The 25001-nt window shown below is 56.6% G+C and carries 26 protein-coding genes; 8 read left to right on the top strand and 18 right to left on the bottom strand.

Features of this window, described 5'->3' with window-relative positions:
• Positions 1-16 precede the first annotated feature (16 nt).
• From GVO84_RS11430 to GVO84_RS11415, 4 genes are all read right to left on the bottom strand, one after another.
• On the bottom strand, positions 17-1012 hold the full coding sequence (locus tag GVO84_RS11430) for an alpha/beta fold hydrolase (protein ID WP_121423735.1): 996 nt from the start codon (positions 1010-1012) through the stop codon (positions 17-19).
• Positions 1013-1157: 145 nt separating this feature from the next.
• Positions 1158-1598 carry a GNAT family N-acetyltransferase gene (locus tag GVO84_RS11425; protein ID WP_121423734.1) on the bottom strand — a complete coding sequence of 147 codons (441 nt, stop codon included), beginning with the start codon at positions 1596-1598 and terminating at the stop codon, positions 1158-1160.
• Between the two features lie 12 nt (positions 1599-1610).
• On the bottom strand, positions 1611-2081 hold the full coding sequence (locus GVO84_RS11420; protein ID WP_159514177.1) for a GNAT family N-acetyltransferase: 471 nt from the start codon (positions 2079-2081) through the stop codon (positions 1611-1613).
• 9 nt (positions 2082-2090) lie between these two features.
• Entirely contained in the window at positions 2091-2678 is a 588-nt protein-coding gene (locus tag GVO84_RS11415) for a hypothetical protein (protein ID WP_159514176.1), read from the bottom strand.
• 134 nt (positions 2679-2812) lie between these two features.
• Here GVO84_RS11415 and GVO84_RS11410 point away from each other — a divergent pair, with 134 nt between their 5' ends.
• A complete protein-coding gene (locus GVO84_RS11410) occupies positions 2813-3361 on the top strand; it encodes a GNAT family N-acetyltransferase (protein WP_159514175.1) in 549 nt (182 codons plus the stop codon).
• On the opposite strand, the gene GVO84_RS11405 is transcribed toward GVO84_RS11410, so the two are convergent.
• From GVO84_RS11405 to sad, 9 genes are all read right to left on the bottom strand, one after another.
• Positions 3349-4263, bottom strand: a complete 915-nt coding sequence (locus tag GVO84_RS11405; RefSeq protein ID WP_159514174.1) for a bestrophin family protein — start codon at positions 4261-4263, stop codon at positions 3349-3351. The two genes, GVO84_RS11410 and GVO84_RS11405, sit on opposite strands and share 13 nt — an antisense overlap.
• 201 nt (positions 4264-4464) lie before the next feature.
• Entirely contained in the window at positions 4465-5916 is a 1452-nt protein-coding gene (locus GVO84_RS11400; RefSeq protein WP_159514173.1) for a tagaturonate reductase, read from the bottom strand.
• 118 nt (positions 5917-6034) lie between these two features.
• The gene (locus tag GVO84_RS11395; RefSeq protein ID WP_159514172.1) at positions 6035-6562 is read right to left on the bottom strand and encodes a GNAT family N-acetyltransferase; all 528 of its coding nucleotides are present in this window, start codon (positions 6560-6562) and stop codon (positions 6035-6037) included.
• Positions 6563-6644: 82 nt separating this feature from the next.
• Complete coding sequence (locus tag GVO84_RS11390; RefSeq protein ID WP_159514171.1) at positions 6645-7610, bottom strand: sensor domain-containing diguanylate cyclase; 966 nt, start codon at positions 7608-7610, stop codon at positions 6645-6647.
• A 119-nt stretch (positions 7611-7729) separates the two neighbouring features.
• Complete coding sequence (locus GVO84_RS11385) at positions 7730-9169, bottom strand: sensor domain-containing diguanylate cyclase (protein ID WP_159514170.1); 1440 nt, start codon at positions 9167-9169, stop codon at positions 7730-7732.
• Positions 9170-9282: 113 nt separating this feature from the next.
• A complete protein-coding gene (locus GVO84_RS11380; protein WP_063142784.1) occupies positions 9283-9639 on the bottom strand; it encodes a DUF4186 domain-containing protein in 357 nt (118 codons plus the stop codon).
• Positions 9639-10565 carry a glutaminase B gene (glsB, locus tag GVO84_RS11375; RefSeq protein WP_121423726.1) on the bottom strand — a complete coding sequence of 309 codons (927 nt, stop codon included), beginning with the start codon at positions 10563-10565 and terminating at the stop codon, positions 9639-9641. The genes GVO84_RS11380 and glsB overlap by 1 nt, the downstream gene beginning before the upstream one ends.
• 62 nt (positions 10566-10627) lie before the next feature.
• Positions 10628-12217 carry a methyl-accepting chemotaxis protein gene (locus GVO84_RS11370; RefSeq protein WP_159514169.1) on the bottom strand — a complete coding sequence of 530 codons (1590 nt, stop codon included), beginning with the start codon at positions 12215-12217 and terminating at the stop codon, positions 10628-10630.
• Positions 12218-12338: 121 nt separating this feature from the next.
• Entirely contained in the window at positions 12339-13727 is a 1389-nt protein-coding gene (sad, locus tag GVO84_RS11365) for a succinate-semialdehyde dehydrogenase (protein WP_159514168.1), read from the bottom strand.
• Between the two features lie 98 nt (positions 13728-13825).
• Here sad and ptrR point away from each other — a divergent pair, with 98 nt between their 5' ends.
• Positions 13826-14704, top strand: coding sequence for a putrescine utilization regulator PtrR (gene ptrR, locus GVO84_RS11360; RefSeq protein ID WP_029741251.1), 879 nt, complete (start codon positions 13826-13828; stop codon positions 14702-14704).
• On the opposite strand, the gene GVO84_RS11355 is transcribed toward ptrR, so the two are convergent.
• From GVO84_RS11355 to dtnK, 4 genes are all read right to left on the bottom strand, one after another.
• Complete coding sequence (locus tag GVO84_RS11355; protein ID WP_159514167.1) at positions 14658-15140, bottom strand: GNAT family N-acetyltransferase; 483 nt, start codon at positions 15138-15140, stop codon at positions 14658-14660. The genes ptrR and GVO84_RS11355 overlap by 47 nt on opposite strands.
• 82 nt (positions 15141-15222) lie before the next feature.
• Complete coding sequence (locus tag GVO84_RS11350) at positions 15223-15984, bottom strand: DeoR/GlpR family DNA-binding transcription regulator (RefSeq protein ID WP_023335711.1); 762 nt, start codon at positions 15982-15984, stop codon at positions 15223-15225.
• Between the two features lies 1 nt (position 15985).
• Positions 15986-16972 (bottom strand): D-threonate 4-phosphate dehydrogenase, encoded by a 987-nt coding sequence (locus GVO84_RS11345; protein ID WP_159514166.1) that lies wholly within the window; start codon positions 16970-16972, stop codon positions 15986-15988.
• On the bottom strand, positions 16965-18182 hold the full coding sequence (gene dtnK, locus GVO84_RS11340; RefSeq protein WP_159514165.1) for a D-threonate kinase: 1218 nt from the start codon (positions 18180-18182) through the stop codon (positions 16965-16967). The genes GVO84_RS11345 and dtnK overlap by 8 nt, the downstream gene beginning before the upstream one ends.
• 173 nt (positions 18183-18355) lie before the next feature.
• Here dtnK and GVO84_RS11335 point away from each other — a divergent pair, with 173 nt between their 5' ends.
• From GVO84_RS11335 to GVO84_RS11310, 6 genes are all read left to right on the top strand, one after another.
• Positions 18356-19522 (top strand): iron-containing alcohol dehydrogenase, encoded by a 1167-nt coding sequence (locus GVO84_RS11335; RefSeq protein ID WP_023335708.1) that lies wholly within the window; start codon positions 18356-18358, stop codon positions 19520-19522.
• On the top strand, positions 19515-20399 hold the full coding sequence (locus GVO84_RS11330; RefSeq protein WP_159514164.1) for a dihydrodipicolinate synthase family protein: 885 nt from the start codon (positions 19515-19517) through the stop codon (positions 20397-20399). Before GVO84_RS11335 ends, GVO84_RS11330 begins: the two co-directional genes overlap by 8 nt.
• Before the next feature lie 76 nt (positions 20400-20475).
• Positions 20476-21888 carry a sodium:solute symporter family protein gene (locus GVO84_RS11325; RefSeq protein ID WP_023335706.1) on the top strand — a complete coding sequence of 471 codons (1413 nt, stop codon included), beginning with the start codon at positions 20476-20478 and terminating at the stop codon, positions 21886-21888.
• 1 nt (position 21889) lies between these two features.
• On the top strand, positions 21890-23053 hold the full coding sequence (locus GVO84_RS11320) for a sialidase family protein (protein ID WP_159514163.1): 1164 nt from the start codon (positions 21890-21892) through the stop codon (positions 23051-23053).
• Positions 23050-23520, top strand: a complete 471-nt coding sequence (locus GVO84_RS11315; RefSeq protein WP_159514162.1) for a YhcH/YjgK/YiaL family protein — start codon at positions 23050-23052, stop codon at positions 23518-23520. The genes GVO84_RS11320 and GVO84_RS11315 overlap by 4 nt, the downstream gene beginning before the upstream one ends.
• A 1-nt stretch (position 23521) precedes the next feature.
• The gene (locus tag GVO84_RS11310; RefSeq protein WP_159514161.1) at positions 23522-24199 is read left to right on the top strand and encodes an SDR family NAD(P)-dependent oxidoreductase; all 678 of its coding nucleotides are present in this window, start codon (positions 23522-23524) and stop codon (positions 24197-24199) included.
• Here the strand turns inward: GVO84_RS11310 and GVO84_RS11305 are convergent.
• The gene (locus GVO84_RS11305; protein ID WP_159514160.1) at positions 24196-24987 is read right to left on the bottom strand and encodes a PhzF family phenazine biosynthesis protein; all 792 of its coding nucleotides are present in this window, start codon (positions 24985-24987) and stop codon (positions 24196-24198) included. The genes GVO84_RS11310 and GVO84_RS11305 overlap by 4 nt on opposite strands.
• Positions 24988-25001: the final 14 nt, after the last annotated feature.

Below are 25001 nucleotides of genomic sequence, written 5' to 3'. Positions count from 1 at the left end.
CTGAAAATAGCACATTTCAGAGCTTGTCAGCGTCAACAACGGCCTTGACGAAATCCTGCGGATCTTCCTGAGGGGGATTGTGCCCCACGGTTGCTCCGAAGGTGCGATGCTCATATTTTCCGGTAAATTTACCCGCATAGGCCTGCGGAGCCGGATGCGGCGCACCGTTGTTCCCGCCTTCGATGGTGATCGTTGGAACAGTGATATTCGGCAGCGCGGCCAGTTTTTGCTCGTAGCCGTCGTATTTGCGTTCGCCTTTTTCCAGCCCTAAACGCCAGCGATAGTTGCTGAGCGTCACCGCGACGTGATCCGGGTTATCGAGCGATTTGGCGCTGGCGTTAAAAACAGCATCGCTAAATTTCCAGTCAGGCGAGGCCTGAGACCAGATCAAACGGGCGAAGTCATGCGTGTTTTTAGCATAGCCCTCAGCACCGCGCGCGGTGGCGAAATAGAACTGATACCACCACTGCTGCTCCGCTTTTGGCGGCAGCGGCTGTTTGCCAATCTGCTGGCTGCTGATCAGATACCCACTCACCGACACCAGTGATTTAACGCGCTCTGGCCACAGCGCCGCAACGATATCCGCCGTACGGGCACCCCAGTCATATCCAGCAAATACCGCCTGCTTTATATTCAGGGCATCCATCAGGTTGACAATATCTTTCGCCATGGCTGAAGGCTGGCCGTTGCGCGGCGTTTTGGCTGACAGGAAGCGCGTGGTGCCGTAGCCGCGCAGAGAAGGCACAATCACCCGATAGCCTTTTGCCGCCAGCGCGGGGGCGACCTCGGCATAGCTGTGAATATCGTACGGCCAGCCGTGCAGTAAAATAACCGGCTGGCCATTTTTCGGGCCGATGTCGACATAGCCGACATTCAGATCGCCGGCGTTAATTTGCTGTGGATGATCAAAGGCTGCCGCGACGTTTGTGCCGGTGACTTCGGCCTGACAGGCCATCACGGTGCCAAGAGAAACGGTCAGTGCAAGGGTTGAGTACGCGAGTTTGCTAAACATGTTGGTATCTCCGGTTGAGTACAATTCACGGGGATATAACAACACTGCAATGTATAGCGGATATGTGCGAAAGCGGGTTTATTGCAAGCCTGTGTATGTATCCGGGACGCTGATACAGTGTGATACAAACACAGGCGTGGACGCCTTAAAGGGAGAGTCGATAGCGGACGTAATCGTCAGCTTCACCATATTTATCATAGAGTTTACGCGCCGGGTTGTTCTCCCGGGTGACCCAATACAGTTTTGACCATCCTTCGCGCTTGCCTTCCTCAATCAGAGCATCAATCAGCGCCTTACCTGCGCCCGCCCCGCGTTCGTCGGCATCAACAAACAGATCTTCGAGGTAGCAGATGGGAGCCGTTGACCAGGTTCCTTCATGCAGAATGCACATCGCGAAACCGATGACCTTTTGGTCCTTCTCGACCACCCGGCAGAACATCGGTGAATGTGCTGAAAGCGCCCTTTCCCATGTCGATGCGGTGACGGATTCCTCGAGGTAGCAATCATAAAAATGGGTATAGCCATCCCACAGCGGTCGCCACCGGGAATAATCGTCATCGCATAGAGGTCTTACTGTGACAGCCATGAGTTCCTCACATTACAAATCGATCGCCATTTCGAAACAGCGTAAATCAACACCTGCTATACGCGAGTGATGATAGGTTTCGCTTAGCGTCACAAACCCCAGCTTCTGATAAAACGACTGGGCGTTAGGCGTTGCATCCAGCCTCAGGTGGGTTATCCCCCGACTGCGGGCCTCATTTTTTAGCGCCTCGATTATTCGGGTCGCCATGCCTTTACCGAATGCCGCGGGCAAGGTGAATATCGCCTCCAGACAGTGGGTATCAACATCCAGATAGCCGGTTGCCGTAATATCACCCTTTTCATCTTCCACCACATAAAAAGGGTATTCAACGATCGTCTGCCGAAAGCGTTCGGGCATGAGATCTGGCGTCCAGCGCGCAATGACGTCGGCGTCGTAGCTGGTTTTACAGCCGTGACGAATTGCCTGATTGCGAATATTCCAGAGTATTTCGGCTTCCTGTGGCTTAGCTTTTCGTAACGTCATAACCCCCCTTTAACGGCTTTTTAGCCGCATTTCCTGTGCCAGTCTGGCAAGACGCTGAGTACGACAATAGAGCGTAAACAGCACAAAGCCGCTGCTGTTCATCACCACCCGACAAAATAACAGCGCGAAGGATGCGATGACCAGCGGCCAAAGGCCTCCGTCATGCGAAAGCAGGATATGTAAAACCTGAACGAGGGTCGTTATCAGCAGAATGATGAACAACGCCCTAAATCCCAACAATCCCGACGTCTTACCACGTGCCAGGAGTACGCTTATCACAATGAGCGCGCCTGTCATCGTCAATGATGGTACGAAAAAGCTCATTGCATGATGTAAAGGTGACAACCCCTGCAACGCGCTGAGAAAAGGCAGAAGGTTTAATGCAAACGCCACTAAAAACAGAGGTAACAGCACCGCTACCGGATAAGGATTTTGACGCGGAAGCTCGCTGAGAGGACGCGAAAAATACCGTTCCAGTTCGGGCGTGGAATGATTCAAGAGACGGATATCACGATGAGCAATAGCCTCCTCTATCTCTTTGCCATGCTGCAGGAGATCCTGGAAAACCCGTCCGGTTAAAAGAGATACAAAGCTCATCAAAATTTCGCTATTAAAGAAATGATGCCCATTTCTGGTAGGGAATAAACCCAGCACGCTTCAACTGAATGTGATAGAGATGAAAATACCAGAACGCAAACAAAAGCATAACGCTTAAATATGGAGATCCGCGGATGACGATACCGACGCTCACGACAGAACGCCTGCTGCTAAAACCGCTGGTTGCCGAAGATGCGGCCCAGATTCAAAAGCTTTATCCGCGCTGGGAGATTGTCCGCTATATGGTCTCTTCCGTGCCCTGGCCCTACCCGGATAACGGCGCGGAAAACTATGTCAACAACGTGGCGCTGCCGGATATGGCGAAAGGGATTGCCTGGTTCTGGAGCATTCGTCTTCGCGAGGTGCCGGACGCGCTGATGGGCATTATCTGTCTGTACGATGTGGAAGATAACAACCGTGGATTTTGGTTGGCCCCGGAGTTTCAGGGCCAGGGATACATGCGCGAGGCCAGCATTGCCGCGACGGATTACTGGTTCAATACGCTAAACAAACCCGTATTACGCGCCCCGAAAGCCGCCGCCAACAGCCGATCCCGGCGTATTTCAGACAGTAGCGGCATGCGGCTTATCAGAACGGAACAAAAAGCCTACGTCAGCGGTATGCTGGATTCTGAGCTGTGGGAGATCACCCGCGACGAGTGGAACGCCCCTCAGGTCAGCTGATAATACTTATCCGGCATCAGCCTTTCCGGAATGTTCTCTTCATCGTTCATCTGCAGCAGATCGCGTTCCATCATGTTGCAGATGGCGTCCAGCGGCAAATCGTTATCCTCAGTACCGAACGGGTCTTCCAGCTCTTCCGCCAGGGTGTCCAGCGAGATAAAGGTGTAGGAGATCAGCGCCGAGACAAAGGGCGTCATGTAGTGCAGATCCACAACCAGCGCGAACGGCAGCATGATGCAGAACAGATACACCGTGCGGTGCAAAATCAGCGTATAGGCAAACGGCACCGGCGTTGTCGCAATGCGCTCGCACCCGGAAAGCACGATGGACATATCGTTCAGGCGGTTGTTCAGGCTGTGGAACAGGATGTCTGAGAGTTGCCCGTTACGCCGCCGCACGGCCAGCCACTCCCCCATGATCAGTAAAATACGGTTTGCCGGCGAGTTGGCGCTCATCACGTGACGTAAATCATCCGGAGCAAGATAACGAGAGAGCTGCTCGGCGTTCAGCTCCCGCCGAAGGGTCATGCGCAGGCAGTTAGCAAAAGCAATCTGCAGGCGGACAAATTCACCCAGGTGCTTATCGTCAGGTAACGTGTTTTTTACCTCGCGAAACAGCGAGCGTGCCGCTATCATCAGCTGTCCCCAGAGCAGGCGAGCCTCAACGTAGCGTGAATAACATGCGTTGTTTCTGAAACCCAGAAAGATAGCGATCGCCACGCCGAGAATGCTAAATGGCGCCACGGTAAATTTGATGCCCAGCGAGGTGTACCACGGCAGCATCAGGATAACGGCGATAGAAAGCAGGAAGTTGAGCAGCAATCGGGTGTAGATTTTGGGAAGTACCGAACCGTGCCAGACAAAAATCAGTTGTAGCCAGTGCTGTTTAGGACGAACAATCATAGTGAGTTTCAGGAAAGAAAAGAGCGAAGCTATTAAACGTGATCCCCCTCACAGTTGCAAGCATGTTAACGAAACATTGAATTTTCTCGCCTGCGTAGCAATAACCGCACGGTGCTGCATCTGGTTTTAAAAAAAGTGGCAAATAGTATGTTGTAACTAAATAAAGGTGTTGTTAAACCCGGCCGAAGCCGGGTCACGTGGTTAGCAAAGGGATTTAACCGCTGCGCGCATTCCTTTCAGCAGAATGGCATCCAGGTCCAGGGTGACCTGGTCAACAAGACCGGCGACCTGCGTCAGGTCCTGTTCCCAGTGCTCGCTCACGCTCAGCACTGACTGCACCAGGTCACGGGTACTGAGCTGCTGGTCGCGGTGCTGCGCCCAGAGCTGCTGATAACGTTCCAGCCAGAATGCGTCATCCTGCACCGGATAGTTTTCCCCGTTACGCTCCGCGCGATAAAACGCTATCAATGCAGCCAGAGCGAACGTCAGCCGTGCAGGCAATTGTCCGCCTGCCTTCTGCCCTGCCAGCAGCTGCGGGAGGATGCGTGTGCGGTATTTGGTCATGCCGTTGAGCGCAATGGAAAGCAGCTGGTGTCGGATGTAGGGATTACGAAAACGCCCTGTTACCGCACTGGCGAATGATTCCAGCTCGTCATGCGGCAGATCGAGGACAGGAATGATCTCCTGATAAATCGCTTTTTCGACGAATGCGCAGATCTCTACATCATTCATCGCCTCACCCACCGTATCCAGCCCGGCCTGGAATGCCACCGGCACCAGCGCTGTGTGTGCGCCGTTCAGGATGGCGACTTTGCGCTCTTTGTAGGGCCTGATGTCGTCGACAATCAGCACATTTAACGGGTACTTATCCAGACGGAGTTCCTGAGCAAGGGATGCCGGTCCCTGGATAACGAACAGATAGAAATGTTCAGCCGTATCCAGGAACCCATCGTGATAGCCCAGCTCGGCTTCCAGCGTGGCCGATTCATCGCGTGGGTAACCGGTCACGATTCGGTCAACCAGCGTCGAGCAGAAGCTGTTGGCGTCGTTTAGCCACCGGATAAAGGCCGCAGGCAGCGCCCACTCCTGGGCATAGCGCAGAACGAGTTCATGCAGCGCATCCCCGTTGTAGTCAATCAGTTCGCACGGAATGATGATCCAGCCTTTATCCGCTGCACCGTTGAAGTGGCTGAAGCGCTCAAACAACAGTCGCGTCAGCTTCGCCGGGTAGCTCGCCGCAGGGGCATCGTCGAATCGGTCACCCGCGTGGTAGTTGATACCCGCTTCGGTAGTGTTCGAGAAAACAAAGCGCATATCCGGGTTGTGTGCCAGTTTCAGAAACGCCTCATAGTCGTCGTAGACGCTGATTTCACGGTTAACCGAGCGAATAAGACGGCTCTCACTCACCGCTTCACCCTGTTCGTTCAGGCCGCGAATGATAGTGGTATACAAACCGTCCTGAGTGCTTAGCGACGGCGGGAAGTTGCTCTGAATAGGACGGACGATAACCACACCGGCGTTAAGATCGGTATGTTCATTTAACAGGTCAATTTGCCAGTCGACAAAAGCACGCAGGAAGTTGCCTTCGCCAAACTGAATGATGCGTTCTGGGTATTGAGCACCGGGAAAATCACGACGGTTGAGCGTGTTCACAAGGAGGTTCCTTTTATGATTAGTCATACAGCCTGATAAGATTGGTACGATAACTTATCAAAACTTAACGACCGGGAACCCTGTTTTGATCAATCCACGGCGTAGTTGTACAAAATAATCATAAGAACTTATAGAACACGGATGTGGCCGTCATGGCGCCGTCCGGCATCAGCGCATAGCGAGGGATCTCCCCCACCTTTTGCCAGCCGGCACGCTGATAGAACGTCTCGGCGCCGCTGCCGGTGGAGGTATCGAGTACCAGAACCGAAATGTTCCTGGCCCGGGCCTCAGCTTCAAGCGCTTCCATCAATGCCATCGCGGCCCCTTTACGGCGCGCTTTCGCATGAACCAGCAGCTTCGCCACATCGGCTCGATGCGGCTGGTTTTCAGGCTGGTCTGTGATTAGCTGCACCGTTCCGATGACGCCGTCCTGCGGGTCGACACAGGCCAGCACGAGGCGCTCGTTGCGCCCTACGCTTTCAGCAATGCCGCGCCAGAAAGAGCGACCCTTCTCCAGGCTAAAGGGAAGCATAAAGCTGACGGATGCCCCGCCGTTCACACAGTTTTCGAGGATCCCGGCCAGCGCATCAAGATGGGTGAGAATTTCGTCTCGGGTGAGATTTTTGATTTGCAGTGAGGTATTCATTGTTTTTCCTTACGTTGAATACCGTCACTGTGCATTTAACATCTTCTTAACGCAAACGGATCGGACATAGGCTTTTGTTATGTCACCGGGCGCGCTGGCGCTGCTGCTTCATGGCATACATCTTTTCATCGGCATCTTTTAACCACTGCTGCAGGTCGTTGCCGTTATGATCGAATTCACTTAGCCCCCACGAGAAGTGGAGCGACCAGGGGTGAAGCTTCCGGGCGTTATAGCTTTCGACCTGCTCGGCGAGATACTGCATGGCAATCCAGGCGCCCTGCTCATCCGTATCCGCGAACAGCACGGCGAACTCGTCTCCGCCAAAACGAACCAACAGATCCGCCTCGCGGAAAGAGGCACGCATCAGTTGCGCCATGGCTTTCAGCGCCTTATCCCCCTCTTCATGCCCGAAGCGATCGTTAATTTCCTTAAAGCGATCCAAATCCAGCCAGCCGAGCGTCAGCGGCTCGGCCCGGCGCCGGGCAACGGAAAGCGTGAAGCGCACGAGCTGATTAAAGCCCCGACGGTTGAATAGCCCGGTTAATTCATCCGTGGTCGCCGCGCTGATGGCTGCAAATTCATCTTCCGCCAGTGCGCCAAGGTCTCCCAGCACGGCGAGATCGGCGGCAGAAAACTCCCGGGGAGCGTAATCAATCAGGCACAGCGAGCCAACGCTAGCGCCGTCACGCAGGCGCAGCGGGAAGCCCGCGTAAAACCGCACGCGTGGTTCACCGGCCACCAGCGGGTTATCCGCAAAACGATCGTCCTGAAGCATATCCCCCACCACCAGCGGCGCTTCGGCGAGGATCGTATGCCCACAAAATGAGATGTTACGCGGAACGGTGCCGGGCGCCTGGCCGTCAGCCGACTTCACGATTAGCGAATGCTCATCAATGAGATTGACCATCGCCAGCGGCACCTGGAAGAAGCGTTTTGCCAGACGCGTTAGCCGGTCAAACGCCGGGGAACTGTCGATCTCAAGCAGACCTGATTCTCGTAGCGAGTTGAGTCTGTCTGTTTCATTTTCAGGGGTTGCAGGTGCTTTCATAATGTCTCCTGACGTAAAGCGTTACTAAAAGCGTAGCTTAAACAGAGACATTGTCAGTGTTCTGACAGCCTGTTAAGCCGCTTACTATTCACGTCAATGCCTTATGACGATTAACGCAGCTATGTTTCACTCCCGGAGGGCGCGGCAATTTGCTCGTCGGCCACCCGGGCGCTGGTGCGGTTTCGACCCGCTTTTTTTGAACGATAGAGATGATCGTCCGCTTCGGCCATGAGCTTGTTGAAGACCTCGGTCAACTGCCACGACTCAGCCTTTCCACTTCCGAGGCCAATACTGACCGTCAGAAAGAGCGTCTGTTGACGCCATGTAAAAGGATGGCTGGCAACGGTGGACCGGATACGTTCAGCCAGTTCAAAACCGTGCTGCGCGTCGCCTGAATGGACCACCACAGCGAACTCTTCCCCGCCCATGCGCGCCACCATGCCGTCTTCGCCAACCACCTGCTGAACCTGTCGGGCAAACGACGCCAGCACGCGGTCTCCGCACTCGTGGCCATAGTTATCATTAATGCTTTTGAAGTAATCAATATCCAGCAGCATGACGGTCAGAAAACGTGTATGCCGGTACGTCTCTTCATGCTTTAACGCCTCGTAAAGCCCGGAACGCGAGTAGACGTGCGTTAAAAAGTCATAATCCGCCCTGAGCGAAACCTGACGGATCAGGGAATTAATCGCCGCCATGCTGACGGAGACCATCACCGGGCAGATCGCCATCGTGGCGATGCCCAGCCTGGCTGAAAACATCATTGGCGTCGTAAACGGCGTCGCCACGGCAATATTAATAATCGAGTTGGCGACCAGAATGATTTCAGTGGCGCCCGTGATAAACGTCAGCAGACAGGTCGCAGGCAATGAGTAACGAACCGCACACCAGATAAGCGCGGGCAGAGGAAACGAGAGGCTCCCCGCTCCGCCAATCACCACCGACGCGACCACGGAGACGATCAGCGCCATCACCGGCAGCAGCTGCTCAAGACGTAACCTGAGTTCACGCCCGGGCATACGCAACGTGAGCATACAGGGCACAACAAGCACGCCGGTTGAGAACTGCTCGCTAAACCAGTCGGCAAACAGCGGCCAGAAGGTGTGACTGTCAATCCCGACCGACCCCACCGCGCCCAGCAAGGCACAAAGCAGCGCGGCAATCAGACAGTAGTTAAACAGGCGTAATGCGTTAAGCGGATCGGGGGTTTTCTTCATCAGCCGCTTGTCGCGCTGAACCAGCACGGCGACGACAACGATAAAGATCATGTTAGACAGGTTAATCACCACTGAGGCTATCCCCCAGTTGGTCGTCACCGCGTCGTACAACAGCATCGCGACATAACATACCGCATAGTAGTGCAGGCGATTCAGGTAAACATAGCGGGCGAAAATCCCTGCCATGACGCCATTCAGCGGCCAGAACAGCGACAGGGCCTCAACGAGCCGTAATTCCGCGCCAACAAAATAGAATAAGGTGGTGAGGATGAAGATCGTCGATGCATTTCGCAGCGGCGTGTCAACCTGGAACGGCCTGAAAGCGGTAAGAGCAGAACGCATTAAATATCATTCCATATGAAAGCTTATGGCAATTATTGCGGTCGTCAGCATGATCGGGACTAACTTGGGATGCATCTATAACACAAATACCACGGGAGCATAACTCGTCAAATTTAGGCGTTCATCTGCAGCACCAGCCAGTGGTGGATAACGCTGACGATATAATTTTGTTGCGGCGCGGTGAGCGTTACGCCCTGGGGAATGTTATGCCATTTCGCCAGACAGCCCCGACAACAGGTGGCGGTGGCATGCTGGGCGATAAACACCGGGTGACCACGCATAGGCGTCTGTTTACCGTCGTTTGCAGGGTGCGCGGGCGCAAGGCGCTTTTCGACAAAATCCGCGGCATGCTGGTCAATGGTTTCGGGGCCTTTATCCCAGCAGTACTGTCGTTCCTTATCGCCTAAGCGAAAGCGCGAGCGAAATGTCGATCGCGCCAGGCGGGAAAAGAGAGGATCCAGATCGGACATCAGTATACGGAACGTCCCAGACGCTGGGTCAGTTTCTCCAGAACCGCCACGCCGGCAAGCGAATTTCCCGTTTCATCCAGTTCCGGGCTCCAGACGGCTATCGCCATTTCATGCGGCACAATCGCCACGACCCCGCCGCCGACGCCCGATTTAGCCGGAAGCCCAACGCGCCAGGCAAACTCGCCGGCGTTTTGATACATCCCGCTGGTGGCCATCAGCGCGTTAACCTGCCGGGCCTGAAGCGGAGAAACGACCTCCTGGTCGAGATGCGGCGCATGCCCCTGATGCGCAAGGAACAGGAACGTCTGAGCCAGCTCAACGCAGCTCATTTTCAGGGCGCAGTAATGGAAGTAGTTTTGCAGCACGGTAGCCACGTCGTTGTGGAAATTACCGAAGGATTTCATCAGCCACGCGATAGCCGCGTTACGGGCGGAGTGTTCAAACTCCGAGCGTGCCACCACTGCATCATAGGCAATATCGTCAACGCCCGAGAGCTGGCGAACAATCTCAAGCATTCGTTGGCGCGGTGCGCTGAGGCGGCTTTGCAGCATATCGCAGACCACCAGCGCCCCGGCATTGATAAAGGGATTTCGCGGTTTACCCTGTTCAATCTCAAGCTGAAGCAGCGAGTTAAAAGGCTGGCCGGAAGGATCTTTACCGACACGCTCCCAGATCTCGTCTTCTTCATACTGGCGCATCGCCGCCACCAGACTCAGCACTTTCGAGATGGACTGAATGGAAAAACGTTCCGTTGCATCGCCTGCCTGGTATCGCTGTCCGTCGATGGTACAGATAGCAATCCCCAGCTTATTCCCGCTCACCGAGGCAAGGGCCGGTATATAATCGGCAACCTTCCCCTTTCCAATTAACGGACGAACCTGCGCCAGAATCTCGTCCAACATCTCATTATGGATGACCGCAGCCACACTTTGCTCCTTGCCCTCAGGCTAAAACGGGCTGCGAGTATAACAGAGGCTTATGTATTGCGTCAGGCGCTAAGACGAAAACGCGAAACGGCCTGCAATAAAAGATCGGATTGCTTTTGCAGCCGCTCAGAGGCATCCGAGGCGTCAGAGACCAGCAGATCCGTCTGTCGGGAGACCTGATTTAGCGCCTGAAGCTGACGCGTCATCTGGTGAATACTGTCTCCCTGACTGAGCGTGGCGGTGGAGATCTCATTCAGCAAACTGCTTAAATTGCCCACCAGACCGGTGACCTGCTGCAGATTCTCTTCCATCAGGGTAACGGCACGCGAACCGTCTTCAATGCCCTGCAGCGAGCGGTTAATAAGCTCCTGAATAGTCTGCGTCGAGTGACTGCTTTTTCTGGCCAAAAGCCCGACTTCCCGCGCGACGACGGCAAAGCCGCGCCCCTGGTTTCCGGCATGGGCCGCCTCGATGGCCGCATTCAGCGCCAGGATGTTGGTCTGAAACGCCACGCTGTCGATCATCGCCACGATCCCGCGCATCTCAGAAGATCGGTCGACGATCGCCTGCATGGACGCATTCAAGGTAGACATCATCTGGTCGCCGCCCACGGCTGCCTGGCGCGCTTCATCGGCCCGCGAGCTGGCGAGCCTGGCATAGCCGGTATTCCCTTCCACATGGCTTTCCAGCGACGCGATATGCGCCGTCACATCCTCAAGCTCTTTCGCCTGGCGCGCTGACTGCTGATACAGCTTCTGGTTACCCTCCGCCAGGGAGCCAATATTCTCCACCATGGTGGCGGTGGCATGGCTGACCTGCGTCACCAGTTGCTGCAGACCGTGCTGCATCGTCGCAATACTGTCGCTAAGCTGCCCTATCTCCCGGTTGAAGCGCATGACGTCCGGCGGCGTGCCGGAGAGATCCCCTGCCGCCAGCCGGTTAATATGCGCAATCAACCGACGCAGCGGCGAGATCACCCATCTGGACATGCCGAACCAGACGGCAACCGCGATGGCGAGCAGCAGCCCCGGCGCAAACAGGAACAACGTTTGCAGACCGGAGAGCTGTGCCATTAGGCTCTGGCGCCCCTGCATGGCCTGCTTCTCGCTTGCCTGCTGATAGCGCGCATAGTTGTCGTTAAAATCAGACTGAAACGCCTGAGCCGGTACGGCAAAAAAAGCGTCGATGGTGTTGGTCTTGAGAAGCCCTTCAGCCTGCTCGTTGATCGCGCCGTAGAAAAGCTGATAGCTGTTCACCAGGGCGTCATCTTTCGGCGGATTGAGCGCCAGCCAGGCCTTCCACGCCTGCTGAGAAACCGTCATCGCCTTTTGCGCATCGTCCATCAGGCTATGCCAGCTTCCGTCGGAGCCGGTCTCTTTATCCTGCATAAACCAGACGCCGGACCGGTTAAGCAGATCGCTTGCCGCCAGCAGGGAAACGCGGGCCAGATCCAGCTTGCTCTGCTGCTGCCAGGCCAGCAGGTTTTGCTGCTCGTTACGCTGGGCGTCGTTCAGGGAGGCGTTAAGCAGGAATGATGAGGAGAGCTGCAGCGCGGAGAAAAGGCCAATAATGCAAAAGATACCCGTCAGCAGGCCAAAGTGACGAGGGGTGAGACGCTGCGCAATACGGCGAAAAATTTGCGTTAGGTTCATAATTATCTTCATTAACAATGCGTTAGACGCGTGCGAGTCTACGAAATGAAAATGACAGAACCATTGCAGATAAATGACAACGGCCCTCGTGATGAGGGCCGAAATCACAGGCGGCGATAAATTACACGCGATCCTTCCAGACCGTCTGCACGTTGCAGAACTCGTGCAGCCCAAAGTGGGAAAGCTCGCGGCCAAAGCCGCTTTTCTTCACGCCGCCGAAGGCCACGCGAGCGTCGCTGGCGCTAAAGCCGTTGATAAACACGCCGCCGCACTCCAGTTGGCGGGAGAATTTATCCGCCAGCGCTGCGTCAGCGGTGAAGACGGTGGCGGACAGGCCAAAGTCGCTGTCGTTGGCAAGCGTCAGGGCGTGCGCCGCGTTTTTCGCAACAGAAATGGCCGCGACCGGACCAAACAGTTCCTGGCGGAACGCCGTCATCGACGGGGTGACGTTCGACAGCACGGTTGGTGCGTAGTAATTGCCCTCTCCGCCGATCTTCTCTCCGCCCAGCAGCAGCGTTGCCCCTTCAGCCAGAGTGGCCTGCACCTGCTGATGCAGTTCGTCGCGCAGGTCAAAACGCGCCATCGGGCCAATAAAGTTCTCTTCCCGATCCGGTGCGCCCAGCTTAAGCGCAGAAACGGCCTCGACAAAACGCCGGGTAAAGGTCTCTGCGATACCCTCCTCGACGATAAAACGTTTCGCAGCCGCGCACACCTGCCCGGTATTCTGGTAGCGACCCGCCACCGCCGCCTTCACGGCAAGGTCCAGGTCGGCATCGTTGAGGACGATAAACGGGTCGGAGCCACCCAGCTCAAGAACGCATTTTTTCAGCGCGGCTCCCGCCTGCGCGCCAATGGCCGCACCGGCACGCACGCTGCCGGTGACGGTCACGGCCGCAATACGGCGATCGTTAATCGCCTGGCTTACGCCGTCATTGGTGGCATTCACCCAGCCGAATACGCCTTCAGGGAAACCGGCATCCGCAAAGATCTGCCCAATAAGATCCGCAGAGCCGAGCACGTTTGGCGCATGCTTAAGCAGATAGCTGTTACCTGCCAGCAGGATCGGCACCGCGCCGCGCAGCACCTGCCAGAGCGGGAAGTTCCATGGCATCACCGCAAGAATCGGTCCCAGCGGACGGTATTCAATGACCGCGTTGTGGTTTTCCACCAGCGTAGGCTCCGCACGTAGCATCGCCGGGCCGTGCTCGGCATACCAGTCGCACAGACCGGCGGATTTTGCCACTTCCGCCCGCGCCTGCAGGATGGGTTTCCCCATTTCACGGGAGATTATCTGCGCCATCTCTTCCGCGCGGTTTCGCAGTGCGGCACCGAGATCCCGGAGTTTCTGCGCCCGGTGGGAGACGCTTTCGCGTCGCCACTGGCGATACCCCGCGTCAGACTGAGCAATCGCGCGTTCAACCTCTTCCGGCGTCGCCCAGGGATACGCAGCGAGGGTTTCTCCCGTTGCTGGGTTAACAGAGAGGGCATGTGTAGCAGATGAATATTTCATGATGTTCTCCACGCATTTCGGTTGATTCATTGTGGCTCACTCTGCTATTTCTTAAAAATGAATAATACTAACCACCTTATTCACGAAACGAGAATGCTATGGACTTAACCCAGCTTGAAATGTTTAACGCCGTCGCGCTGACGGGCAGCATTACCCAGGCGGCGCAGAAGGTGCATCGCGTGCCGTCCAACCTGACGACCCGCATCCGCCAGCTGGAAGCCGATCTTGGCGTTGAGCTGTTTATTCGTGAGAACCAGCGTTTACGCCTATCCCCCGCCGGGCATAACTTCCTGCGCTACAGCAGGCAGATCCTCGCCCTGGTGGATGAAGCGCGCATGGTCGTCGCGGGTGATGAGCCGCAGGGGTTATTTGCCCTCGGCGCGCTGGAAAGCACCGCCGCGGTGCGCATTCCTGAAACGCTGGCGCAGTTTAACCAGCGCTATCCGCGCATCCAGTTTGCCCTTTCTACCGGGCCTTCCGGGACGATGATTGATGGTGTACAGGAGGGAACGCTAAGCGCCGCATTTGTCGACGGGCCCCTGTCGCACCCGGAGCTGGAGGGCATGCCGGTCTACAGGGAAGAGATGATGCTGGTCACGCCTGCCGGGCATGCGGAGGTGACGCGCGCCACGCAGGTCAGCGGCAGCGACGTTTATGCCTTTCGCGCGAACTGCTCGTACCGTCGACACCTGGAAAGCTGGTTTCATGCGGACAGAGCTACGCCCGGCCGCATTCATGAGATGGAGTCCTATCACGGCATGCTCGCCTGCGTTATTGCGGGCGCGGGCATCGCGCTGATGCCGCGCTCGATGCTGGAGAGTATGCCGGGACATCATCAGGTTGAAGCCTGGCCGCTGGCGGAAAACTGGCGCTGGCTCACTACCTGGCTGGTGTGGCGACGCGGGGCGATGACCCGTCAGCTGGAAGCCTTTATAGCGCTGCTAAACGAACGTCTTCAACCAGCGCCTTCTCCATAAACAGGCTGAGCGGGTCCTCAGCGTACGGGGCAAATGCCGGACGCAAATCGTACCCGCACTGCTCATACAGACGAACCGCGGCGCGCTGTTTGATGCCCGTCTCCAGCCTTACCGTGTGGCAGTGACGGCTCAGGGCTTCATCTTCCAGGGCGGCCAGCAGCGTCTCGCCGAGATGCTGCCCCCGATGGGCCGGATCGATATAGACCCGCTTCATCTCCCCCGTTCCGTCACCGTTGAGCACGATGGCTCCGCAGCCCACGGCATGCAACTGCTGGTCGCGAATGACCATCAGGATAAGTGAGGCTTCCGGCAGCACGGCGAGGTCGAGCAGATGATTGCTTTCGGCGGGATAGAGCTCGCTCTGATAGCGGTCAAGCGCCGCGATCAGTTTGAGAATGTCCGGATGACGTGCAGATTCAGAGGTAATGGAATACATGGCAGGCTCCTTGCTTTTTTATGTGAGGCTAAATTTCAAGATAGCGCAGGCCTGCCGGGGTGCTACATAGTATTAACTTATGTCATGACGCCAGCGTCAGCTGGACATCTAACGCCCTCAGCCCGGCCTGTGTCGTCTCATCCAGCCTGCTGTCCGTCACGATATCCGTCAGGGTATGAAGATGCGCCACGTTAAACAGTGACCAGGCGCCATACTTGGAGCTGTCCGCCAGCAGCACGCGGCGTTTAGCGTTGGCAATTAAATCGCGCTTAAGCGCGGCCTTCTCTTCCGTCGGCGAGGTTATGCCGCGGGTGATATCCCATCCGTTACAGCTGACAAAAGCCACGTCCGGCCAGACGTTTTGCAGCAGGCGACGGCCATGTTCACCGATGCAGGACTGGCTCGAATCATCGATACGCCCGCCGATAATCGTCACTTCAATCTGTCGGAATTCCGAGAGAAACAGCGCAATGTGCAAATCGCTGGTGATCACGCGAAGCGGCAGATGCGTCAGCTGACGAGCGAGTTCAATCATCGTGGTACCGGCATCCAGCACAATGGCGTCCCCTGCTTTAACAAAGCTCGCTGCCGCGCTGGCGATAGCGTGTTTTTCCGCCAGACTGCGCTGCATTTTTTCATGCGTCGTGGGCTGGGAAGGAATAAACCGGTTAAGGGTGACGCCGCCATGGGTACGGCTAATCACACCTTCCTGATCGAGCTTAATCAAATCCCTGCGGATCGTTGCCGGAGAGGCATCGGTAATTGCCACCAGCTGATCCACCGTCACCAGATTATGCCCCTTCAGGTAATCCATTATCTGCTCTAACCGGTTATATCCCTTCATATCATTCCCGTGTAATTTGCATAGCCAACTGGATAGACACCGTCATGCTCTCAGACTTCGCTTTACCGGTCCAGGCAATATCGAACGCGGTTCCGTGGTCTGCAGAGGTACGGATAAACGGCAACCCGGCGGTGATATTCACCCCGTCATAAAAGCCGAGCAATTTTAGCGGAATATGCCCCTGATCGTGATACATCGCAACGACCATGTCATACATTCCTTCGTGGCATTGCATAAACACCGTATCCGGTGGACACGGTCCGGTGACGTTTAACCCTTGCGCTTTCATTGCCTCAACGGCCGGGCCGACAATTTTGATCTCTTCGTCACCAAACAGGCCATTCTCACCCGCATGCGGGTTTACACCGGCAACGGCAATGCGAGGATGCGCGAACCCGACGCGTTTCAGGAAGCTATCCGCAATACCAATCACGGTTTTTACCCGATCCTGATTGAGCGTATCAAGGAATTTGCGCAGCGCAATGTGGGTGGTGATGTGGATCACCTTCAGCTTATCCGTATACAGCACCATGGCGTAATCTTTGCTGTCGGTCAGATGCGCCAGCAGCTCGGTGTGGCCCGGATAGAGATGACCGGCCAGATGCAGAGCCTCTTTATTCAGAGGAGCCGTCGCAATAGCCTTCACCTTGCCCGCCATCGCCAGTTCGGTGGCTCGCTTCACGCAGCGATAGGCCAGATCCCCTGCTGCTGCCTGAACGATACCCGGCTTTAACGCATCAGGTTCGGCCAGCGGTTCGTCCAGCACGTTAATCACGCCAGGGGCAAATTTCGCGTCGCTCACCGCATCGATAAGACGTATATCCACCTGCCCGACGATTCCTTTATCCAGCACCCGCTGCAGCGTTCTGGCGCAGCCCACGACAACAACAGGCGCCCCTGAAAGCTCGCCTTCGGTGAGGGATTTGATAATGATTTCCGGGCCAATGCCAGCCGGGTCACCCATGGTTACAGCAATGATTTTAGTCACTCAGTCTCTCCTCGATAAAATGCAAAACCTCAAGCAGCGTCTCTTCCTTTCCGAAGCCCCCTGCTTTGGTCATTACCGGCTGCTGCCAGCCGCAACCCAGAAATTTTCCGTAAGGTACGCACTGTGCAACGCACCCTGCGATCTCAAACCCCCGCGCACCAAGTGCCCTGGCAACGGCCATCGCCACATCGCCACCGGAGACGTACAGCGCGTCAGGCGTCTGCACCGCAAGCACCTGTCGGGTCAGTTCGCCCAAAAACGTACAGATTTTTTCGCCCAGGCCAGCCCGGGTGACGTGATGCTGCCGACAGAGTTGTTCGACCTGATGTCGAGCATCGTTGCCCGCGCAGGTATGAACAATGCAGTGATGCCCAGCCTGTAGCACCTGCGCAATCCGGGCGAGATACCCGGCCGTAACGCCGCGCAAAACGTCATTCACATCAATGAATACCGACGAGACGCCGGAAGCACCTGTGGCCAGTGCGACCTGGCGTTGAGCGATCTCACTCATCGACCCCACCACGGCCAACATCTGCTTGCGTCGCGCCGGGGCCAGATGACGGGCCAGCGCATCGCATAGCCCGGCAGAGCCCACCAGCAGCGGCATCTGCGCGCAGGTCATTGCTGCGGCGATAATGGCGTCCAGCTCCTCGTCGGTCTGCGCATCAACAAAGATCCACTCCGTTCCCTGCGCCAGTGCGGCTGCCAGCGTCTCCGCGGTCACGTTTTCACCGCTCACGTCGCGAAAAAGGTCAGCAATCGCGGCTGACGGAACGGGCGTTTTGGGATCGCTGGCAAATTCGGTTTCGTCCACCGGAATGCCGTTTACCAGACATCTGCCGTTCCGCGTGATCCGCCCTGCCGCTGGGTATGCCGGGGCAACGATCACCTGGCGCTTGCCGCTTAATGTCTTCAGGGCCTGTGACTCGGCCCCCGCGTTGCCGCGCAGCGTCGAATCCATTTTTTTGATGAGCCAGCGGGCATCCGCGATATCCGCCCCGAGTGCGGCCACCTTTTCGGCCGCCTCCCATGCCGACAGCGCCCGGGAATCGGTATTGACGATCAGCGCATCGGTCGTCTGGGTAAAAGGTGTATGAAACGCCACGCTGACTTTTTTGCCGCACAGCGCCAGGCTGACGCCGGCATCGTTAGCACCGGTAAAGTCATCTGCGACGACCACGACCTCTCTGTACAGATTGTTCACTTTCATCCCCACTCCGGGTTCGCCTTTCCTGTTAATGATTATATTCAATCATGATTGATTATATGTGAGCAAGATCAAGTTAATCAGTTTGCGAATAAATTATAAATTTAGCCACGCGATGACCATGAAGCGTCTTATTTGAGCGAAATCAATCATGGGCAAAGAGACAGGAGAAAAGCGTGGTTACGATCAACAGCACCATTATTAGCGGCGCGAATGCCATCGCCGCCATCAGGCCGTTACTCACTGATAAAACGCAGCTGCTGCTGGTGACGGACGGCAACATTGCGCGTCTGGAGGCAGCAAAGCAGATCCGCGCGATCCTCGAAGAGGACAACCGCCGCGTCATGATTATTGACAGCGTACCGCCTGAACCCTCCCACCACGATGTCAGCCAGCTGCTCGCGGGGTTAAACGGGACGTTTGGGCTTGTCGTGGGGATCGGCGGCGGTAGCGTACTGGATGTGGCCAAACTGCTCTCAGTGCTGTGCCATCCGCTGTCACCGGGGCTGGATAACCTTCTGGCGGGTATAAAACCTGAGGCACGCATCCCCTCTCTGCTGATCCCGGCTACTGCCGGAACCGGCTCGGAAGCGACGCCGAATGCCATTCTGGCGATTCCGGAGCAAAACACGAAAGTGGGCATTATCTCCCCCGTGCTGCTGCCCGATTACGTCGCCCTGCTGCCGGAGCTGACCACCAGCATGCCCGCGCATATTGCCTCATCTACCGGGATTGATGCGTTGTGTCATCTGATTGAGTGTTTCACCTCAACGGTCGCCAACCCGGTCAGCGATAACGCCGCGCTGACGGGACTGGCTAAGCTGCTGAACAACATTGAAACGGCCTGCGCCGAACCGGGAAATCTGCTGGCGAAGCTGGAGATGCTGTGGGCCTCTTACTACGGCGGGGTTGCCATTGCGCATGCAGGCACGCACCTGGTTCACGCTCTTTCCTATCCGCTCGGCGGTAAATATCACCTGCCGCACGGCGTCGCTAACGCCATTCTGCTGGCCCCCTGCATGCGAGCGGTTCGGCCCCACTGCCTGAAGAAATTTGCACAGGTATGGGATTTGGTGCCCGGTGCGGATACGGCGCTGTCAGACGAAGAAAAATCCCACGCGCTGGTGGACTACTTTGCCGCGCTGGTTCGAAGGCTCAACCTGCCGGACAACCTGGAGGCGCTGGGCGTACCGCGCGACGACGTCCCCTCCCTGAGCGATGCGGCCCTTAACGTTAAGCGGCTAATGAACAACGCCCCTTGTCAGGTCAACCACGACGAGGTGCAGGCGATTTACCGGACACTGTTTCCCAACATGAATAGCCAGGGAGTGAATCATGCATAACAACATCAGGGGCGTACTGACGGCCATCGTGACCCCCTTTGATACGGAAGGCGCGCTGAACCTACCGGGCCTTAAACTACAGATCGATCGTCAACTTAATGCTGGTAACGGCATCTTCTGCGGCGGCACAAACGGCGAGTTCTTCGTGCTGAACGAAGAAGAAAAAATCGCCGTTACCCGTACCTGTGTGGAAACGGTTGCCGGGCGAGCCCCGGTAGTGGCGCACATTGGGGAAATCTCGACCCGTGAAACCATCCGCCTCGGAAAACAGATCGCCTCGCTGGGCGTCGACGCCGTTTCCGTCATTACCCCTTACTTCGTTCCGCTGAAGCAGGCTGAACTCGTCTCACATTACACCGCTATCGCCGACGCGCTAGCCGTCCCGGTATTTCTGTACAACATTCCGGCGCGTACCGGCAACACCATTGAGCCCGCTACCGCACGCGCGCTGGCCGAACATCCGAACATTATCGGAATTAAAGACAGTGCCGGAAGTTACGAGAGCCTGAGCGGATTCCTCAATGCGGTGAGCGACATTGGCGGATTCGACGTGCTGAACGGCCCGGATTCGCTTATCCATCAGGGCTTCGTCGACGGATGTTCGGCCTGTATTTCCGGGCTGGCGAACGTGGCGCCGGAGGCCATCAACGCCATCTGGTCACGCTTTAACGCGGGTGATATTGACGGTTCTCGTCTGGCGCAGGAGCGCGTCACCCAGCTTCGTACCGAGCTTTACAACGTGGCGTTTTCGCCTGCCGCAGTCAAAAAAGCGCTGCAGATCATGGGGGAAGACGTCGGAGAAAGTCGCTATGCCGTGGCGTTTAGCGACCAGCAGTGCCAACAGATACGCCGAATAGTGACGACGTCACTTAACTAAACGGCGTTTGTTTCGTCAATAAGAATACCGGGTGCCCGAGGTGCCCAGGATTCACTCGCCCTGAAGAGAGGCAAAGATGAATAATTTTACCGCTGAAGATACCCTAATCATTGTGGGCATAGTCATTGTCTACATCCTGTTCACGACCTGGCTAACCTTCCGGATCCGCAGTAAAAACTCCGGGGACTTTATGGAAGGCTCCCGCGCGATGCCGGCGTTTATTGTCGGGATCCTGCTGATGTCCGAGTATATCGGCGCCAAATCCACTATCGGCACCGCGCAGGCGGCGTTTGAAGACGGTTTTGCTGCGTCCTGGTCCGTCATCGGGGCCGCAATTGGCTTCCCGCTCTTTGGCCTGCTGCTGGTAAAACGCATCTACAGCACCGGAAAAATCACCATCTCTGGTGCGATTGCTGAAAAATACGGTAACAGCACCAAAAACATAATCTCCATCATCATGATCTATGCCCTGCTGCTGGTTAACGTGGGGAATTACGTCAGCGGCGCGGCGGCTATTTCCACGGTACTGAAAGTAAATCTCCCCGTTGCCGCCTTTATTACGGCCATCGTCAGTACCTTCTATTTCGCCTTTGGCGGCATGAAGGGTGTGGCCTGGGTGACGGTGCTGCACAGCGCGCTGAAATACTTCGGCATTCTGGCCATCATGGGCTTTGCGCTGTCTAAGACGGGCGGCTTCGCGCCAATGATTGAAAACATGCCGGACTTCTACTGGACCTGGGATGGCAATATCGGCGCGTCGACCATTTTCGCCTGGCTCATCGGCACCATTGGTTCCATCTTCTGTACCCAGTTTGTGATTCAGGCAATCTCCTCTACCAAAGACGTGAAATCGGCCAAACGCTCTACCTGGGTTGCGTTCTTCTTCTGCCTGCCGATTGCGCTGGCCATCGCGGTAATCGGCGTGGCGGCTAAATACCTGCACCCGGAGATTAACAGCCTGTATGCGATGCCGATTTTCCTGCAGGATATGAACCCGTGGCTGGCCGGTCTGGTCACCACCTCTCTGGTGGCATCTATTTTCGTCAGCGTCAGTACCGTTGCGCTGGCTATCGCCTCCCTGGTGGTAAAAGACTTTTACGTGCCGATGCGCAACCCGACGCCTGAGCAGGAATTTAAGGCCACCCGCTGGATCTCCCTGCTGATTGGTTTCCTGCCGCTGATTTTTGTTCTGCTGGTGCCTGAAGTCCTGAAGCTCTCCTTCTTTACCCGCGCTATTCGTCTGTCGATTTCAGTGGTGGCCGTTATCGCCTTCTACGCCCCGTTCTTCCGCAGCACCCGTGGTGCCAATGCGGGCCTGATTGGCGCCTGCGTCGTGACCTCCGTCTGGTATCTGCTGGGCGATCCTTTTGGCATCAACAATATGTACATCGCCCTGCTGACCCCTGCCGTCATCATGGTGATTGACCGTCTCATTCCGGGAAAAGCGCAGGGTAAAGCGCCAACCCCCGTTGAAAATAATGGAGTCTGATATGTCTTTAACCGTAACCCTCGACGGGACAGTTCGCCCGCAACAGGATGCCCGCACGGAGGCCGCCATGCTGCCTTCCTCTTGCCCACAAAACCACGCGGCGAATCTGCTGCCGCTCCCGGATGGCTCGCTGATGTGCGTCTGGTTCGGTGGAACCCAGGAAGGTATCGCGGATATCTCCGTATGGGGTTCACGCCTTGCGCCTGGCAGCCAGCAGTGGAGTGATGCGGTAAAACTGTCGGACGATGCCACGCGTTCCGAACAAAACCCGGTTCTGTTCCTGGCCCCGGACAACGTGCTGTGGCTGCTGTGGACCGCACAGATTTCCGGTAATCAGGACACGGCTATTGTTCGCTATCGCCAGTCTCGCGATCTGGGGAAAACCTGGGGGGACATCGCAACCCTGCTCGATAAACCTGGCACGTTTATTCGCCAGCCCATTGTCGTGCTGGACAACGGCAGCTGGCTGCTGCCGGTATTTTACTGCCGCACCCGGCCGGGAGAGAAATGGGTCGGAAACGACGATATCAGCGCGGTAAAAATTTCCGCAGATGGTGGCAAAACGTGGCGCGATGTCGAGGTGCCGGAAAGCCTGGGCTGTGTACATATGAATATTACCCCGCTTCACAACGGCACCCTGGTGGCGCTGTTCCGCAGCCGCTGGGCGGACAATATTTATTACAGCCAGTCGACGGATAACGGCGAAAGCTGGTCCGTACCGGAGCCGACGGAGCTACCCAATAACAACTCCTCTATTCAGGTAACAACCCTTGCCAGCGGTGAACTCGCGCTGGTCTTTAACGCCATGAGCGCCGCTGGCGCGAGTGAACGTCGCGCATCGCTATACGATGAAATTGACGATGGTGACGGTCGTAAAGAGCCGGTGGTCACCAGCGGTCGGACAGCCTTCTGGGGCGCGCCGCGCGCGCCGATGACCGTCGCCATTTCGCCGGACGGCGGGAAAAGCTGGCCGTGGCAGCGTCATCTGGACGAAGGGGATGGTTACTGCATGACCAACAACTCCATGGAAAAACTCAATCGCGAATTCTCCTATCCCAGCATCAAGCAGGGACCTGAGGGCAATCTTCATATCGCTTACACCTACTTCCGTCAGGCCATCAAATACGTGCGGGTGACGCCAGAATGGGTTAAGGGGGTCATATGATTATCGGGCATCTCAACGCCCTGCCGCTGGCAGGGCTACCGTCGGCGCTATACGCCCTGCTTTCCCGCCCGGACTGTACGCTGAAGGCCCTCTGCGAACGCGATGACGGACGCTGGCAGCCTGAGAATGCGCCGTGGTTTTGCCACATTGGTCCGGCGCAGACGCAGCCGCGCGCCGAACGGCATACGGAATACCATCATCAGTGGGCGGACATCCAGATTGTGTTGGCGGGTGAAGAGCATATTTATGCTGGAGCGCTTCCCACAGGCAGAGCGGGAGATGAAGAACGTAAACCGGATCTCTTTATTGCTTCAACAGCCGAACATAGCGTCAGGATCCGGCTTGCCGAGGGTGTCTTTGTGGTCTTTTATCCCGGAGAACCTCACCAGGCGCTATGCGCCGTAGAGGCGCCGATAATGGTCCGCAAAGCGGTGTTTAAGGTTCCCCGCGCGATGCTGGAGGTCTGACATGCGTCACGCCGTCGTCACCGGGGCCAGCTCCGGAATTGGTGAGGCCATCGTTAAGCGATTACTGGCGGAGGGCTGGCAGGTCACCGGGCTCAGCCGCCGAGCCGTGAAGCTGGATACGCCTGGCTTCACCAGCCTTCGCGTTGATATCACCGATCCTGATGCGTTGTGCAACGCCCTGCACACCATCGCCGCGCCCCAGGCAGCGATCCATGCCGCCGGGATGATGGCCGCCGCGCCGTTGGGCCAGCTGGAAAGCCGCGTTAGCGCCTCACTGTGGCAGCTCCACGTCCGGGCCTGTGAGGCATTGTTTAACCATTTTGCGCCCTCTATGGCTGCCGGCGGACGCTTTGTGGCGATAGGCAGCAGAACCTCTCGTGGTGCAGCAGGACGATCGCAGTATGTTGCCACAAAAGCAGCGATGGTAGGAATGGTCAGGAGCTGGGCGGCGGAACTGGCCCCGCGCGGGATCACGGCTAACGTGGTCTCGCCTGGGGCCACCCAAACGCCGATGCTCAGCGCCCCAGGGCGGGAAACCTCGCCCCCGAAATGTCCGCCAATCGGACGTTTAATCGCGCCAGAAGAGGTGGCCGCACTGGTGAGTTTCTTGCTGAGCATTGACGCCGCCGCCATCACCGGCCAGGAGATGGTGATATGCGGCGGTGCCTCCCTCAGCTAGCGCAGGAAGATACGCCCTTTCAGATACAGAGTCGCCTGGCCGCCAATCAGCACGCGATCGCCCTTCAGCTCGCAGCGCAGATCCCCGCCACGGTACGACACCTGGCGGGCATTGAGTGACGTTTTGCCCAGCTTTTCGCTCCAGTACGGGATCAGCATGCTGTGGGCGGATCCGGTGACCGGATCCTCCGGCACCCCTTCGCCCGGGCAGAAGAAGCGGCTGACGAAGTCATATTCCTCTCCCTGCGCCGTCACGCAGACCATTTTATCCAGCGGAAGCATTGCCCCAATATCTGGCGTTAACGCTTCCACCTGCTGCTGGCTCTCCAGCACCACCATGTAATCCCGCCCCACGCGCACCTCTTTTGCCGCCGTGATGCCCAGCGCGCTAAACAGCACCTCGGGAGGATTCTCCACAACCTCCGTCGACCATGCGGGGAAGTTCAGCGTCAGCCAGTCGCCGCTGCGTTTAACCGTCAGTTCACCCACGAAGCGGGTGGTGAAGGTGATTTCGGTATGCGGATAATCAAGGTATTCGAAAATGACGTGTGATGCGGCAAGCGTAGCGTGACCGCAGAGGTTAATTTCATCCAGCGTGGTGAACCAGCGCAGCTCAAACCCGCCGTCAGTGCGCACGAAAAAGGCAGTCTCAGACTGGTTATGCTGCTGCGCCATTTTGAGCAGCATTTCGTCCGGCAGCCACTCTTCCAGAGGACATACCGCTGCGGCGTTGCCGCCAAAGGTTTTATCGCTGAAGGCATCCACCAGATAAAAATCAATTTCCTGCATTGTCTCTTCCTCTC

The organism is Enterobacter sp. SM3, from assembly GCF_009811935.2.
Taxonomy (GTDB): domain Bacteria; phylum Pseudomonadota; class Gammaproteobacteria; order Enterobacterales; family Enterobacteriaceae; genus Enterobacter; species Enterobacter asburiae_D.
This window is presented reverse-complemented; position numbering and strand designations above follow the sequence as displayed.